Genomic DNA, 15,506 nt, shown 5'->3' on the forward strand with positions numbered 1-15,506 from the left:
GTTTCGATCCAAAAGCCAAACGGATAGTGGTTTTGGCTTTAGGGGTTAATTGGATGGGGAAATTGGTTTGGTAGAAATCGTCAATGAACAATGGAAAGCAGATGTATCAGATTTACTTCAGCAAGAAACGGACAGGCTAAAAGCGCTGGCACGAGCTGAAGTTGATGACTTTTGGGTTACCCATTACAAGGTTCGAGAGAATGAGCCCTTTAAAGACTGGGGTCTGCTTGGTGTCCGTATCAGAGACTTTAAGTATGGCTTTGGCATAGAGTGGTATATCAACAGTTTTCACGGTCAACGAGGCAAACGCGTGGTCTTTAGCAAGGGGCTGCGTATCTCAAAGACGAAGCTGAGATACGCATTTTTAGACTGCCAAGGTTTGGCCAAAGAATGGGAGCTAGCGCTGGCCATGGAGAAAGAGGAATTCTTCAGTGATATTCGACGCCAGGTTGATAAGCTCAACATGCTGCGTCGCAGAGTGAATGCGTATTGAGTCAACTGCGCTACTTCACTCGCGGTAACTGGTCCCAGCGTGTTGTATAAGCGGGAGACAAATGCTCTCGCTTCATCGACCAATCTTTCTTGAGTCCTTGTCCAGCAAAGAAAACCTTTCCGGCACCGCTTTGGTTAATGGTGTCCAATACAGACATTAGCTGCTGGCTATTAGAGCGGGTCGATACGTCATCGAATAGTCCTGGTTGAAACATGCCAGGATCGTAAAAGTCAGACAGCATGACGCCCGCTTTGGCATAACGAAAACCATCCTTCCATATCCGCTTGAGTAAGTGATTGGCCAGCTCGATAAAATCCCGCGTGTCGCAACTGGGGATTAGCAATTCACCCGATGCAGAGTTGCTGTACTGCGGCTCGTTGTCCTTAAAGGGGCTGGTACGTATGAACACGGTCAGCACTTTGGCTTGCTGCTGTTCTTTGCGAAGTTTCTCAGTGGCGCGGGTTGCGTATTCGCATACGGCTTCACTTAAAAATTCAAAGTGCGTCACTTTTACGCCAAATGAACGGCTACAGACGATTTGCTTCTTAGTTGGCGGGATCTCTTCAAGTTCAATGCACGACTCACCATTGAGCTCTCTGACGGTTCTTTCTAAAACCTCTGAAAACTGGTCTCTGATGGCTCTAGGAGAGGCATTGGCGAGATCTAAGGCTGTGGTGATACCCAACGCATTTAAACGCTTAGAAAGCCGTCTACCAACGCCCCAAACATCATCAACCGGGACTAATGCGAGCAATCGACGTTGCCGATCTGGATTGGTCAGGTCTACAACCCCCTGAGTAGCTGGATATTTTTTGGCGGCATGGTTAGCCAGTTTGGCGAGTGTTTTAGTCGGTGCAATGCCTACACAGACGGTGATCCCAATCCAGTGGCCTATGCGCTCTCGCACTTGTTGTCCGAACTCGACAAGAGATATGGCAGACTCAATACCGGTTAAATCCAAAAACGCTTCGTCAATAGAGTAAACCTCTACTCGTGGTGCCATCTCCTCCAAAGTGCGCATCACTCGACTGCTTAAATCTGCATACAGCGCGTACAGTTGGCTAAGAATTCCCGCTAAAAATAGACGAGTAAGTGAGCAACCATTCTGCCGCATGGGTTGCTGGCGTCTAACACCAGAAAAATCACCCAGCCCAACCCGCTGTCTATTTTTTAAGGTGGGCATTCATCTACATGTCTAATTTTTTACCAATTTGATCGCTAAGATGTACTAATTTGATTACCGAGGGAGACTGACGGACTAATTACTTAGGGGCTTAATCGTACAATCTCCACTCGACACCACACAACTCACTTCTGGACATTTCTGAGTTGCATTTTAGCTAATTTAGAAAAACATGAATTAGATAAAGTATGGAAATTTCAAATCAATATGAGGCGGACATGAAGAAATTGAAAAAAGTAGCTTAACTGGGTTGGTCAATTTTGGTTGACCACGTCATGTTCCGGTGAGTACGCAAGTCATTGGCGCTAACGAATATGAAGGTCACTTTGCTTTTGACTTACTCTATAACAACTCTTCAGATATACAGCCTAATACCTTATCGACCGATACGCATGGTACCAATAATGTTAACTTCGCTATATTAGATTTCTTTGGTTACACATTCGCCCCTCGATACGCGAAAATGAAAAAGGTGTTTTTTGAGCTATTTGAAGTGACTGAAGAGAACGGAGGCCGTATTCAATTAAAGAAAGATATTAATCATAAGCTAATTGCTGAAGAATGGGACAATATTCAGCATATTGTTTGTTCATTGAGTCGTAAAACCACCACTCAAAGCACAATCATTAGAAAGTTGAGTAACGGCAAGAGCCGAAGATTGTCAGCATTGCATGAGTACGACCGTTTAATTAAATCTATTTATGTTTTGGAGTATGTTGATAATTCAACGTTGCGTCATTACGTCCAGCAAGCCTTGAACAGAGGTGAAGCATACCATCAGTTAAAACGTGCTATTACTTCAGTTAATGGCAATAAATTTCGTGGGGGGAATGATTACCAAGTATCACAATGGGGTTCTAGGGATTTTCCCCTCTAAAAAGACTTAATCCTCTGTAGACCACACCAATAAATGGCTGCGGAGGTGGGTTACTACTTATAAGTGTGGCAAATTAGGTAAATATCGTACATTTAATACGGAACAGCCCTGATATGGCCATCAAAAACGAAATTACTATTCTCACGAGAGCAGAACAGGCAGATCTTTATTCCCCACCCATTTTTTCAATCGAAGAACAACGTCTGTACTTTTCTCTGAACGATGCGGAATTGGCAGTTTTTCGGTCAATTCGTCTCAGAGCTCATAGATGTTACTTTGTCGCGATTTTGGGATACTTCAAATCAAAGCCCGTCATCCTAGATATCGCTTACTCGCAGGTTTCTAAGGATTTAATGTTCATCAGTAAAGAGCTGCTTGGCGGCAAGGGGCTCAGACCATTCACTCCCTCACAAAAACAAAAAGATCGACTCTACGCAAAAGTATTAGACCTTGCTGGTTATCACAAATGGGACGAAAGTCAGCACTTCAATTCTCTTTTCGACCACCTTGTTCAGGTGGGCAATGCCTGGCTGGAGCCGCGTTACCTCTTTGATACTGCTATTGAATTCCTAACCAGTCACAGCATTGCTATCCCTAGGTACACCGTACTCCAGAGACTGATAAGCAGAGCGATGCAGCAGGTCAGAAAAGACCTGGCGCACCAACTTAATCAACTCACCAGTCCTGAACTTCACGTCTTTCTGGACAGCATAACAGCCATTGATGACGGACTAAGCCTGAACCAGCTCAGAGGCGGTGCAAAAAGTCTGACCGTACCTGAACTTAAAAAAGAGCTTGCCCTTTATCATCAGTTAGCGCCATGGCGCACGCAAATCAATGGCGTTATCGATGGGCTTAATCTGTCTCTTAAAAATCGACAACACTTCGGTGAGCTCATCAACTATTACGGTAGTAAACTCAAACGATTCAAACGCGCACAGCAGCATCTATGGTTGCTATGTCACCTGACAGAGCGGATACAACTGGCACTGGAACGGTTAACTGATGGGTTCATTTACCATATCCGCAAGCAACAAGAAGCTGCCAACACCTTTGCACAACAAGCAGTGTTCCTGTCCTGGCAGTCAGCCGCGGACAATGTCACGAAAGCGGCAGAGTTACTGCATCTGTTTGTGGATGAGAACATTGATGATAATCAACCCTTCTCAGTAGTCAGACAACAGGCATTGAAGGTCATGAATGACAGGGATATCCAGACCCTCTGCCTTTACCTGAAAAAACAGAAACGGACCGTGGAAGAGTACCAGTGGCAACATTACGATGAACAATGCAATCTCCTGGAGCAACTGTTAAGGCAGGTGTTCTTGTGCCTTGAATGTGAGGCCGGTAAAGGCTCAGAAGCCGTCGTCGCCCAACTTCAACAGATGCAGACGGAAATCGCATTCGGTGGACCACTGAAGACGATGGATACGTCGCTCATCCCGAAAAAGCACCTCCCATGGTTGGTTAAACAGGATAACGTTAACCCGCAACGTTACGAATGGCTGCTCTACCGGCAGTTAACCTCACGACTGAATGGACGCATTTATTTGCCAAATGTTACCAAATACCGCGCACTGGAAGACGACCTGATCCCCCAGACATCGCAGGATACCTTGCTGGCCTCATCAACACTGGACAGACTAAAACAGCCCGCAGAGTTATTGTTACAGGAGAAACAACACCGGCTGGAAAGTGCACTCAAAGACGTTGCTCTCCATATTGATGAGGGAGACAATCGAAATGTGATCATGAAAAATCGTACCGGTACCCGCTGGCGTCTGCCGACCAAAAGCGCTACATCTCTGGTCAACAATCCCTTTTTTAAGCGAATGCAACCGGTCGGTATCGCGGATGTACTGCGGTATGTAGAGCGCGAAACCGGGTTCATGAAATGTCTGACTCATGTACTTCCGATACAAAAACAAGGGTTCACTCATCAGGATGATTTACTGGCCATTCTGATTGCCAACGCCACTCACCGTGGTGTGTATGGCATGGCGCAGATCTCCGATCGAAGCTATGAACACCTGAGTACGGTGCAGGCCAACTATATCCGGCCTGAAACGCTGCATGACGCCAGCGACGTGATCAATAATGCGGTTGCAGCGCTACCCATCTTCCGCCACTACCATATTCAGGAGGACCAGCTGCATGCCAGTGCGGATGGTCAGAAATTCGAAACCCATCTGGAAACCTTTAAAACCCGGTACTCCTCTAAGTATTTCGGCACCAACAAAGGGATCACGGCCATGACACTGGTGGCCAACCACAGCGCCCTCAATGCTCGGATCATCGGTTCCAACGAGCACGAATCACACTATATTTATGACCTGTTACAATCCAACAGCAGTGAAATCAAACCTGACGTACTCTCGACAGATACACACGGTGTCAATCATGTTAACTTCGCCTTACTGGATCTATGCGGTTACAGTTTTGCACCGCGATACGCGCAGTTCAGTAGTGTCATCAATGATCTGTTTGATGTGACTGAAAGTGAACAAGGCAGCACCATACTGGCGCTAAAGAAGCCTATCAGAACGAATGTTATTACAACGGGATGGCAAGATATCAGGCGTATTGTTCTGTCACTTCAGACAAAGCGGACGACACAAGCAATGCTGGTAAGAAAGTTGTCTGGTTACCCTTCTGGACACCCAATATTACAGGCTCTGACGGAGTATAATCGACTGGTTAAAGCGCAATATTTACTTGACTACATCGACGATGCCAGTTTGCGGCAGTATGTGCAACGTGCCCTGAACCGGGGAGAAGCATGGCACTTCCTTAGACGAGCCATTGCGTCGGTGAATGGTGATCAGTTCCGTGGCAAAAACGAGTCTGAAATCGCTATCTGGAATGAATGCGCAAGATTGCTTGCCAACGCGATCATCTACTTCAACTCCGCGATACTGAGTCATCTTCTGGGACACTTTGAAGCGAGAGGAGATGAAGAGAAAGCGGGTATCACTCGTGCTGTTTCGCCCGTTGCGTGGCAAAATATCAACTTAAGCGGAACGTATAACTTCACTAATACTGGGAAATTGCCCAATATTGGCGAAATAACAAGGCCGATAGTGGATGATTAGGCTCCAAGCTGAAAGTAAACCACCTCCGCAGCCATTTATTGGTGTGGTCTACAGAGGATTATGTCTTTTTAGAGGGGAAAATCCCTAGAACCCCATATTGGCGCAAATTAAACCCATAATAAATGATGCGCTACGCATCACTTAAAACGTTGGTTTGTTCTGCCCTATGAGCGTACAAAAAAGGCCGGGTGAGTGGCCCGGCCTTCGTTTAGGTGCTGAATAGGATTGGTTCTGGTGCCAGCCTCATGAGAAGCGCGTCATAAAACCACATGAGGGCCGACGCACCAAGGCCGACGCCTGCGACCGATAGCATGATGTGGGTCTTATTGGCCGAGTCCAGCCCAAGCCACATGATCGGTAGGGTGATGAGACTGGCGAACGAAGCCAAGCCGAGAAGAAAGCGCACCGGGCCGCGCAGCCACCAGAGAATGAGGAACACCAGATGTCGTTTTCAGAAGACGGCTGCACTGAACGTCAGAAGCCGACTGCACTATAGCAGCGGAGGGGTTGGATCCATCAGGCAACGACGGGCTGCTGCCGGCCATCAGCGGACGCAGGGAGGACTTTCCGCAACCGGCCGTTCGATGCGGCACCGATGGCCTTCGCGCAGGGGTAGTGAATCCGCCAGGATTGACTTGCGCTGCCCTACCTCTCACTAGTGAGGGGCGGCAGCGCATCAAGCGGTGAGCGCACTCCGGCACCGCCAACTTTCAGCACATGCGTGTAAATCATCGTCGTAGAGACGTCGGAATGGCCGAGCAGATCCTGCACGGTTCGAATGTCGTAACCGCTGCGGAGCAAGGCCGTCGCGAACGAGTGGCGGAGGGTGTGCGGTGTGGCGGGCTTCGTGATGCCTGCTTGTTCTACGGGGCACTGTTGCAAATAGTCGGTGGTGATAAACTTATCATCCCCTTTTGCTGATGGAGCTGCACATGAACCCATTCAAAGGCCGGCATTTTCAGCGTGACATCATTCTGTGGGCCGTACGCTGGTACTGCAAATACGGCATCAGTTACCGTGAGCTGCAGGAGATGCTGGCTGAACGCGGAGTGAATGTCGATCACTCCACGATTTACCGCTGGGTTCAGCGTTATGCGCCTGAAATGGAAAAACGGCTGCGCTGGTACTGGCGTAACCCTTCCGATCTTTGCCCGTGGCACATGGATGAAACCTACGTGAAGGTCAATGGCCGCTGGGCGTATCTGTACCGGGCCGTCGACAGCCGGGGCCGCACTGTCGATTTTATCTCTCCTCCCGTCGTAACAGCAAAGCTGCATACCGGTTTCTGGGTAAAATCCTCAACAACGTGAAGAAGTGGCAGATCCCGCGATTCATCAACACGGATAAAGCGCCCGCCTATGGTCGCGCGCTTGCTCTGCTCAAACGCGAAGGCCGGTGCCCGTCTGACGTTGAACACCGACAGATTAAGTACCGGAACAACGTGATTGAATGCGATCATGGCAAACTGAAACGGATAATCGGCGCCACGCTGGGATTTAAATCCATGAAGACGGCTTACGCCACCATCAAAGGTATTGAGGTGATGCGTGCACTACGCAAAGGCCAGGCCTCAGCATTTTATTATGGTGATCCCCTGGGCGAAATGCGCCTGGTAAGCAGAGTTTTTGAAATGTAAGGCCTTTGAATAAGACAAAAGGCTGCCTCATCGCTAACTTTGCAACAGTGCCTTCTACGGCACGTTTGAAGGCGCGCTGAAAGGTCTGGTCATACATGTGATGGCGACGCACGACACCGCTCCGTGGATCGGTCGAATGCGTGTGCTGCGCAAAAACCCAGAACCACGGCCAGGAATGCCCGGCGCGCGGATACTTCCGCTCAAGGGCGTCGGGAAGCGCAACGCCGCTGCGGCCCTCGGCCTGGTCCTTCAGCCACCATGCCCGTGCACGCGACAGCTGCTCGCGCAGGCTGGGTGCCAAGCTCTCGGGTAACATCAAGGCCCGATCCTTGGAGCCCTTGCCCTCCCGCACGATGATCGTGCCGTGATCGAAATCCAGATCCTTGACCCGCAGTTGCAAACCCTCACTGATCCGCATGCCCGTTCCATACAGAAGCTGGGCGAACAAACGATGCTCGCCTTCCAGAAAACCGAGGATGCGAACCACTTCATCCGGGGTCAGCACCACCGGCAAGCGCCGCGACGGCCGAGGTCTTCCGATCTCCTGAAGCCAGGGCAGATCCGTGCACAGCACCTTGCCGTAGAAGAACAGCAAGGCCGCCAATGCCTGACGATGCGTGGAGACCGAAACCTTGCGCTCGTTCGCCAGCCAGGACAGAAATGCCTCGACTTCGCTGCTGCCCAAGGTTGCCGGGTGACGCACACCGTGGAAACGGATGAAGGCACGAACCCAGTTGACATAAGCCTGTTCGGTTCGTAAACTGTAATGCAAGTAGCGTATGCGCTCACGCAACTGGTCCAGAACCTTGACCGAACGCAGCGGTGGTAACGGCGCAGTGGCGGTTTTCATGGCTTGTTATGACTGTTTTTTTGTACAGTCTATGCCTCGGGCATCCAAGCAGCAAGCGCGTTACGCCGTGGGTCGATGTTTGATGTTATGGAGCAGCAACGATGTTACGCAGCAGGGCAGTCGCCCTAAAACAAAGTTATGTTCGCTGAGGAGAGTCAGTGTTACGAGGATTGAATCATATTACTATTGCAGTAAGTGACCTTGAACGTTCCGTGGAGTTCTATACGCGTCTATTAGGAATGAAGGCACATGTCCGCTGGGATAGTGGGGCATATCTGAGCTTGGAGGCTACTTGGATTTGCTTGTCTTGTGACGAAGTGCATCCGAGCCAAGATTACTGTCACATCGCGTTTGATGTTTCCGAAGAGAATTTCGAACCAGTTACTAAAAAGCTTCGCGAAGCACATGTCGTTGAATGGAAACAAAATAGAAGCGAAGGACTTTCTTTATACTTGCTCGATCCTGACGGCCATAAATTGGAAATCCATAGCGGTAGCCTACAAAGTCGTTTGGAATCGTTGAAGTCTAAACCCTATCAAGGGTTAGTATGGCTATAAGCAAACATAACAAGTCAATTAACTACGCGCCTGCGGCGCCGGACGTGCTAGCGCACGCCGGTTATTTCGGGCGTTAGGCATCACAAAGTACAGCATCGTGACCAACAGCAACGATTCCGTCACACTGCGCCTCATGACTGAGCATGACCTTGCGATGCTCTATGAGTGGCTAAATCGATCTCATATCGTCGAGTGGTGGGGCGGAGAAGAAGCACGCCCGACACTTGCTGACGTACAGGAACAGTACTTGCCAAGCGTTTTAGCGCAAGAGTCCGTCACTCCATACATTGCAATGCTGAATGGAGAGCCGATTGGGTATGCCCAGTCGTACGTTGCTCTTGGAAGCGGGGACGGTTGGTGGGAAGAAGAAACCGATCCAGGAGTACGCGGAATAGACCAGTCACTGGCGAATGCATCACAACTGGGCAAAGGCTTGGGAACCAAGCTGGTTCGAGCTCTGGTTGAGTTGCTGTTCAATGATCCCGAGGTCACCAAGATCCAAACGGACCCGTCGCCGAGCAACTTGCGAGCGATCCGATGCTACGAGAAAGCGGGGTTTGAGAGGCAAGGTACCGTAACCACCCCAGATGGTCCAGCCGTGTACATGGTTCAAACACGCCAGGCATTCGAGCGAACACGCAGTGTTGCCTAACCCTTCCATCGAGGGGGACGTCCAAGGGCTGGCGCCCTTGGCCGCCCCTCATGTCAAACGTTATGCTCTGTGAGCCGGGTTATTGGCGAAGCGAACGTATGACGATTACAGCAATAAACGCAAAGGGTGAAAAAAAATGACATGGAGAACGACCAAAACACTTTTACAGCCTCAAAATCTGGACTTCAATGAGTTTGAGATTCTTACTTCCGTAATTGAGGGCGCCCGAATTGTCGGCATTGGCGAGGGCGCTCATTTTGTCGCGGAGTTTTCACTGGCTAGAGCAAGTCTTATCCGCTATTTGGTCGAAAGGCATGATTTTAATGCGATTGGTTTGGAATGTGGGGCGATTCAGGCATCCCGGTTATCTGAATGGCTCAACTCAACAGCCGGTGCTCATGAACTTGAGCGATTTTCGGATACCCTGACCTTTTCTGTGTATGGCTCAGTGCTGATCTGGCTGAAATCATATCTCCGCGAATCAGGAAGAAAACTGCAGTTAGTCGGAATCGACTTACCCAACACCCTGAACCCAAGGGACGACCTAGCGCAATTGGCCGAAATTATCCAGCTCATCGATCACCTCATGAAACCGCACGTTGATATGCTGACTCACTTGTTGGCGTCCATTGATGGCCAGTCGGCGGTTATTTCATCGGCAAAATGGGGGGAGCTAGAAACGGCTCGGCAGGAGAAAGCTATCTCAGGGGTAACCAGATTGAAGCTCCGCTTGGCGTCGCTTGCCCCTGTCCTGAAAAAACACGTCAACAGCGATTTGTTCCGAAAAGCCTCTGATCGAATAGAGTCGATAGAGTATACGTTGGAAACCTTGCGTATAATGAAAACTTTCTTCGATGGTACCTCTCTTGAGGGAGATACTTCCGTACGTGACTCGTATATGGCGGGCGTAGTAGATGGAATGGTTCGAGCGAATCCGGATGTGAAGATAATTCTGCTGGCGCACAACAATCATTTACAAAAAACCCCAGTCTCCTTTTCAGGCGAGCTTACGGCTGTTCCCATGGGGCAGCACCTCGCAGAGAGGGTGAATTACCGTGCGATTGCATTCACCCATCTTGGACCCACCGTGCCGGAAATGCATTTCCCATCGCCCGACAGTCCTCTTGGATTCTCTGTTGTGACCACGCCTGCCGATGCAATCCGTGAGGATAGTATGGAACAGTATGTCATCGACGCCTGTGGTACGGAGAATTCATGTCTGACATTGACAGATGCCCCCATGGAAGCAAAGCGAATGCGGTCTCAAAGCGCCTCTGTAAAAACGAAATTGAGCGAGGCATTTGATGCCATCGTCTGTGTTCCAAGCGCCGGCAAGGACAGCCTAGTTGCCCTATAGGAAACCGGAAATGAAAATGAGGGAGCATAACCTGCCAATCCACCGGACGGTTTTCAACCGCCGGTGATCAGCGCGATTGGGCGTCAAGGAAAACTTAATGGCAATCCGAATCTTCGCAATACTTTTCTCCACTTTTGTTTTTGGCACGTTCGCGCATGCACAAGAAGGCATGCGCGAACGTTCTGACTGGCGGAAGTTTTTCAGCGAATTTCAAGCCAAAGGCACGATAGTTGTGGCAGACGAACGCCAAACAGATCGTGTCATATTGGTTTTTGATCAGGTGCGGTCAGAGAAACGCTACTCGCCGGCCTCGACATTCAAGATTCCACATACACTTTTTGCACTTGACGCAGGCGCTGCACGTGATGAGTTTCAAGTTTTCCGATGGGACGGCATCAAAAGAAGCTTTGCAGCTCACAACCAAGACCAAGACTTGCGATCAGCAATGCGGAATTCTACTGTCTGGATTTATGAGCTATTTGCAAAAGAGATCGGTGAAGACAAGGCTCGACGCTATTTGAAGCAAATCGACTATGGCAACGCCGATCCTTCGACAAGTAATGGCGATTACTGGATAGATGGCAATCTTGCTATCGCGGCACAAGAACAGATTGCATTTCTCAGGAAGCTCTATCATAACGAGTTGCCCTTTCGGGTAGAACATCAGCGCTTGGTCAAGGACCTCATGATTGTGGAAGCCGGTCGCAACTGGATACTGCGCGCAAAGACGGGCTGGGAAGGCCGCATGGGTTGGTGGGTAGGATGGGTTGAGTGGCCGACTGGCCCCGTATTCTTCGCACTGAATATTGATACGCCAAACAGGATGGATGACCTTTTCAAAAGGGAGGCAATAGTGCGGGCAATCCTTCGCTCTATCGAAGCGTTGCCGCCCAACCCGGCAGTCAACTCGGACGCAGCGCGATAAAGCCGCGCAGCGCCGGTTACTTCTACGTTAACCTCTGAGGAAGAATTGTGAAACTATCACTAATGGTAGCTATATCGAAGAATGGAGTTATCGGGAATGGCCCTGATATTCCATGGAGTGCCAAAGGTGAACAGCTCCTGTTTAAAGCTATTACCTATAACCAATGGCTGTTGGTTGGACGCAAGACTTTTGAATCAATGGGAGCATTACCCAACCGAAAGTATGCGGTCGTAACACGTTCAAGTTTTACATCTGACAATGAGAACGTATTGATCTTTCCATCAATTAAAGATGCTTTAACCAACCTAAAGAAAATAACGGATCATGTCATTGTTTCAGGTGGTGGGGAGATATACAAAAGCCTGATCGATCAAGTAGATACACTACATATATCTACAATAGACATCGAGCCGGAAGGTGATGTTTACTTTCCTGAAATCCCCAGCAATTTTAGGCCAGTTTTTACCCAAGACTTCGCCTCTAACATAAATTATAGTTACCAAATCTGGAAAAAGGGTTAACAAGTGGCAGCAACGGATTCGCAAACCTGTCACGCCTTTTGTACCAAAAGCCGCGCCAGGTTTGCGATCCGCTGTGCCAGGCGTTAGATGCACTAAGCACATAATTGCTCACAGCCAAACTATCAGGTCAAGTCTGCTTTTATTATTTTTAAGCGTGCATAATAAGCCCTACACAAATTGGGAGATATATCATGAAAGGCTGGCTTTTTCTTGTTATCGCAATAGTTGGCGAAGTAATCGCAACATCCGCATTAAAATCTAGCGAGGGCTTTACTAAGCTTGCCCCTTCCGCCGTTGTCATAATCGGTTATGGCATCGCATTTTATTTTCTTTCTCTGGTTCTGAAATCCATCCCTGTCGGTGTTGCTTATGCAGTCTGGTCGGGACTCGGCGTCGTCATAATTACAGCCATTGCCTGGTTGCTTCATGGGCAAAAGCTTGATGCGTGGGGCTTTGTAGGTATGGGGCTCATAATTGCTGCCTTTTTGCTCGCCCGATCCCCATCGTGGAAGTCGCTGCGGAGGCCGACGCCATGGTGACGGTGTTCGGCATTCTGAATCTCACCGAGGACTCCTTCTTCGATGAGAGCCGGCGGCTAGACCCCGCCGGCGCTGTCACCGCGGCGATCGAAATGCTGCGAGTCGGATCAGACGTCGTGGATGTCGGACCGGCCGCCAGCCATCCGGACGCGAGGCCTGTATCGCCGGCCGATGAGATCAGACGTATTGCGCCGCTCTTAGACGCCCTGTCCGATCAGATGCACCGTGTTTCAATCGACAGCTTCCAACCGGAAACCCAGCGCTATGCGCTCAAGCGCGGCGTGGGCTACCTGAACGATATCCAAGGATTTCCTGACCCTGCGCTCTATCCCGATATTGCTGAGGCGGACTGCAGGCTGGTGGTTATGCACTCAGCGCAGCGGGATGGCATCGCCACCCGCACCGGTCACCTTCGACCCGAAGACGCGCTCGACGAGATTGTGCGGTTCTTCGAGGCGCGGGTTTCCGCCTTGCGACGGAGCGGGGTCGCTGCCGACCGGCTCATCCTCGATCCGGGGATGGGATTTTTCTTGAGCCCCGCACCGGAAACATCGCTGCACGTGCTGTCGAACCTTCAAAAGCTGAAGTCGGCGTTGGGGCTTCCGCTATTGGTCTCGGTGTCGCGGAAATCCTTCTTGGGCGCCACCGTTGGCCTTCCTGTAAAGGATCTGGGTCCAGCGAGCCTTGCGGCGGAACTTCACGCGATCGGCAATGGCGCTGACTACGTCCGCACCCACGCGCCTGGAGATCTGCGAAGCGCAATCACCTTCTCGGAAACCCTCGCGAAATTTCGCAGTCGCGACGCCAGAGACCGAGGGTTAGATCATGCCTAGCATTCACCTTCCGGCCGCCCGCTAAATATCTCCTTTTGGGTTGTTAATAAAACATCCAATAAGTTGACTGTGCGTGAAAAAGAAAGTTTTGTGTGATGGCGTTGAAGATCGCACCGTTAAGCTCTTATGTGGGATGGTGCAGAGCTCGACGACTACCGATAAAACGCAACCGCCGCAAACAGACAAGAAAAAGCCCCAACTGATAACAGTTGGGGCTTCAGTATTGTGATTGGTGGAGCAATAGCACCCTGAACCCAAAACCTTCTCGCTCAACCGGTAGTGGCTGATAACAACTCGTGAGGGCTATTGCGGGTTAAGCATTTAGCGATGTCTAGGGCCAGACTGGACGTCTGAACGCAAGCCGCTGATACTGTACATAACCACAGTATCAGCGGAGGATACCCATGTCGCTGGCAAGGAACGCCACGGCGAGTCAATCGCCCACTCAAACAAACGGTTACGAACGCCACCAACCCGACCAGACGCTGCTCTACCAGCTGGTTGAGCAGCACTACCCAGCCTTCAAAGCCTCACTCGAAGCCCAAGGTCAACACCTGCCTCGCTACATCCAACAAGAATTCAACGACCTCCTCCAATGTGGCCGTCTGGAGTATGGTTTCATGCGGGTTCGCTGCGAGGATTGTCATCACGAGCGTCTGGTCGCCTTCAGCTGTAAACGACGCGGCTTTTGCCCCAGCTGCGGTGCCCGCCGGATGGCCGAGAGTGCGGCGCTGCTGATAGACGAAGTCTTCCCCAAGGAGCCCATTCGCCAGTGGGTGCTCAGCTTTCCTTTCCAGCTACGCTTTTTGCTGGCTCGCCATCCCCAGCTGATGGGCCAGGTCTTGAGTATCGTCTATCGTACACTCTCAACTCATCTGATCAAAAAGCCGGTTACACCAAAGCCTCTGCACAAACTGGCTCAGTGACTCTTATCCAACGCTTTGGCTCCGCGCTAAATCTCAATGTCCACTACCACATGCTGTTTCTCGATGGTGTCTATGCCGAAGATGACTATGGCAAGCAACGCTTCCATCGTGTCAAGGCACCCACTTACGATGAGCTGAATACGCTCGCTCACACCCTCAGCCATCGCATCGCTCGCTGCATGGAAAAGCGTGGGATTTTGGAGCGTGATGCCGAGAATACGTGGTTGACACTGGAAGAGGGCGAAGACGATACGCTGACTCAATTACATGGTGCTTCGGTTACGTATCGCATTGCCGTCGGCCCCCAGCAAGGGCGCAAAGTCTTCACCCTGCAAACCTTGCCAGGGCGTGAGGATAAAGCCGACTCAAGCAGTCGAGTAGCCAACCATGCTGGTTTCTCGCTACACGCCGGTGTGATGGCCGAAGCGCATCAGCGGGATAAGCTTGAGCGCTTGTGTCGCTACATTAGTCGGCCAGCGGTTTCAGAAAAACGTCTGGCATTAACCGCCAATGGGCAGGTGCGTTACGAGCTCAAAACTCCGTACCGCAATGGCACCACCCATGTGATCTTCGAGCCGCTGGACTTCATCGCCAAACTCGCTGCGTTGGTACCTAAGCCGCGAGTCAACCTCACACGCTTCCACGGCGTCTTTGCACCGAACAGCAAACACCGAGTTCAAGTAACACCCGCCAAGCGGGGCAAGAAGCCCGACAAATCGGAAGGTCTCGATACTAACTGGCGTGACAAGAGTCCTGCAGAGCGCCACCGCGCCATGACCTGGATGCAACGCCTCAAGCGAGTCTTCAATATTGATATTGAAGTCTGCGAACACTGCGGCGGTCACGTCAAAGTGATTGCCAGCATCGAAGATCCGAAGGTCATTGAGCAGATTCTCAAGCATCTGAAACAGAAAACAGCCAAGGCGAATGCCGCCAAGCAGCGTGAGCTGCCACCAGAACGAGCGCCGCCACTGACTCCCAGCCTGTTCGATCCATCACAGAGTCGTCTCTTTGACTGACGACCCCAAATCCAACACTGCTCAACACTGCCAACTTTTAAACGGG

Annotated in this window: 10 protein-coding genes and 5 pseudogenes; 12 read left to right on the forward strand and 3 right to left on the reverse strand. The window is 50.5% G+C overall.

From position 1 onward, the window contains the following. Positions 1-49 precede the first annotated feature (49 nt). Positions 50-493: a conjugative transfer protein MobI(A/C) gene (mobI, locus tag CYG50_RS22600; RefSeq protein ID WP_000348524.1), complete on the forward strand. Its 444-nt coding sequence runs from the start codon at positions 50-52 to the stop codon at positions 491-493. 10 nt (positions 494-503) lie between these two features. Here mobI and umuC read toward each other — a convergent pair whose 3' ends face one another. Further along, complete coding sequence (gene umuC / locus CYG50_RS22605; protein ID WP_001142610.1) at positions 504-1,676, reverse strand: translesion error-prone DNA polymerase V subunit UmuC; 1,173 nt, start codon at positions 1,674-1,676, stop codon at positions 504-506. A 283-nt stretch (positions 1,677-1,959) separates the two neighbouring features. On the opposite strand from umuC, the gene CYG50_RS22610 reads away from it, so the two are divergent. Together CYG50_RS22610 and CYG50_RS22615 are read left to right on the forward strand one after the other, a co-directional pair. Beyond that, entirely contained in the window at positions 1,960-2,553 is a 594-nt protein-coding gene (locus CYG50_RS22610) for a Tn3 family transposase (RefSeq protein WP_000107352.1), read from the forward strand. A 113-nt stretch (positions 2,554-2,666) separates the two neighbouring features. Beyond that, positions 2,667-5,645, forward strand: coding sequence for a Tn3 family transposase (locus tag CYG50_RS22615; protein WP_000985631.1), 2,979 nt, complete (start codon positions 2,667-2,669; stop codon positions 5,643-5,645). Positions 5,646-6,290: 645 nt separating this feature from the next. Here CYG50_RS22615 and CYG50_RS22625 read toward each other — a convergent pair. Beyond that, positions 6,291-6,512, reverse strand: a pseudogene (locus CYG50_RS22625) (tyrosine-type recombinase/integrase); the annotation flags it as partial. 65 nt (positions 6,513-6,577) lie between these two features. Between CYG50_RS22625 and CYG50_RS22630 the strand changes: the two are divergent. Continuing rightward, positions 6,578-7,281: pseudogene (locus CYG50_RS22630) on the forward strand (IS6-like element IS26 family transposase). 52 nt (positions 7,282-7,333) lie between these two features. On the opposite strand, the pseudogene intI1 reads toward CYG50_RS22630, so the two are convergent. Continuing rightward, positions 7,334-8,131: pseudogene (gene intI1 / locus CYG50_RS22635) on the reverse strand (class 1 integron integrase IntI1); the annotation flags it as partial. Positions 8,132-8,289: 158 nt separating this feature from the next. Here intI1 and CYG50_RS22640 point away from each other — a divergent pair. From CYG50_RS22640 to CYG50_RS22675, 8 genes and pseudogenes are all read left to right on the forward strand, one after another. After that, complete coding sequence (locus tag CYG50_RS22640; RefSeq protein ID WP_032492605.1) at positions 8,290-8,688, forward strand: FosC2 family fosfomycin resistance glutathione transferase; 399 nt, start codon at positions 8,290-8,292, stop codon at positions 8,686-8,688. Positions 8,689-8,785: 97 nt separating this feature from the next. Further along, entirely contained in the window at positions 8,786-9,340 is a 555-nt protein-coding gene (locus CYG50_RS22645) for an aminoglycoside N-acetyltransferase AAC(6')-Ib' (RefSeq protein ID WP_014454105.1), read from the forward strand. A 104-nt stretch (positions 9,341-9,444) separates the two neighbouring features. After that, positions 9,445-10,697 (forward strand): annotated as a pseudogene (gene ere(A) / locus CYG50_RS22650) (EreA family erythromycin esterase). 97 nt (positions 10,698-10,794) lie between these two features. Next, entirely contained in the window at positions 10,795-11,622 is an 828-nt protein-coding gene (locus CYG50_RS22655) for an OXA-2 family oxacillin-hydrolyzing class D beta-lactamase OXA-21 (protein ID WP_014386432.1), read from the forward strand. 47 nt (positions 11,623-11,669) lie between these two features. Next, a complete protein-coding gene (gene dfrA1, locus CYG50_RS22660) occupies positions 11,670-12,143 on the forward strand; it encodes a trimethoprim-resistant dihydrofolate reductase DfrA1 (RefSeq protein ID WP_071846295.1) in 474 nt (157 codons plus the stop codon). A gap of 191 nt (positions 12,144-12,334) precedes the next feature. Continuing rightward, positions 12,335-12,682, forward strand: a complete 348-nt coding sequence (locus CYG50_RS22665; protein ID WP_000679427.1) for a quaternary ammonium compound efflux SMR transporter QacE delta 1 — start codon at positions 12,335-12,337, stop codon at positions 12,680-12,682. Then, positions 12,676-13,515: a sulfonamide-resistant dihydropteroate synthase Sul1 gene (gene sul1, locus CYG50_RS22670; RefSeq protein WP_000259031.1), complete on the forward strand. Its 840-nt coding sequence runs from the start codon at positions 12,676-12,678 to the stop codon at positions 13,513-13,515. Before CYG50_RS22665 ends, sul1 begins: the two co-directional genes overlap by 7 nt. Positions 13,516-13,919: 404 nt before the next feature. Beyond that, positions 13,920-15,460 (forward strand): annotated as a pseudogene (locus CYG50_RS22675) (IS91-like element ISCR1 family transposase). The last annotated feature ends 46 nt before the right edge of the window (positions 15,461-15,506 follow it).

Source organism: Providencia huaxiensis (genome assembly GCF_002843235.3).
GTDB lineage: Bacteria > Pseudomonadota > Gammaproteobacteria > Enterobacterales > Enterobacteriaceae > Providencia > Providencia huaxiensis.

Bases quoted from the DNA above. Each gene is read 5' to 3' on its own strand.
- umuC (WP_001142610.1), bottom strand. From the start codon at position 1,676: ATGCCCACCTTAAAAAATAGACAGCGGGTTGGGCTGGGTGATTTTTCT.
- sul1 (WP_000259031.1), top strand. From the start codon at position 12,676: ATGGTGACGGTGTTCGGCATTCTGAATCTCACCGAGGACTCCTTCTTC.
- CYG50_RS22615 (WP_000985631.1), top strand. From the start codon at position 2,667: ATGGCCATCAAAAACGAAATTACTATTCTCACGAGAGCAGAACAGGCA.
- CYG50_RS22655 (WP_014386432.1), top strand. From the start codon at position 10,795: ATGGCAATCCGAATCTTCGCAATACTTTTCTCCACTTTTGTTTTTGGC.
- CYG50_RS22665 (WP_000679427.1), top strand. From the start codon at position 12,335: ATGAAAGGCTGGCTTTTTCTTGTTATCGCAATAGTTGGCGAAGTAATC.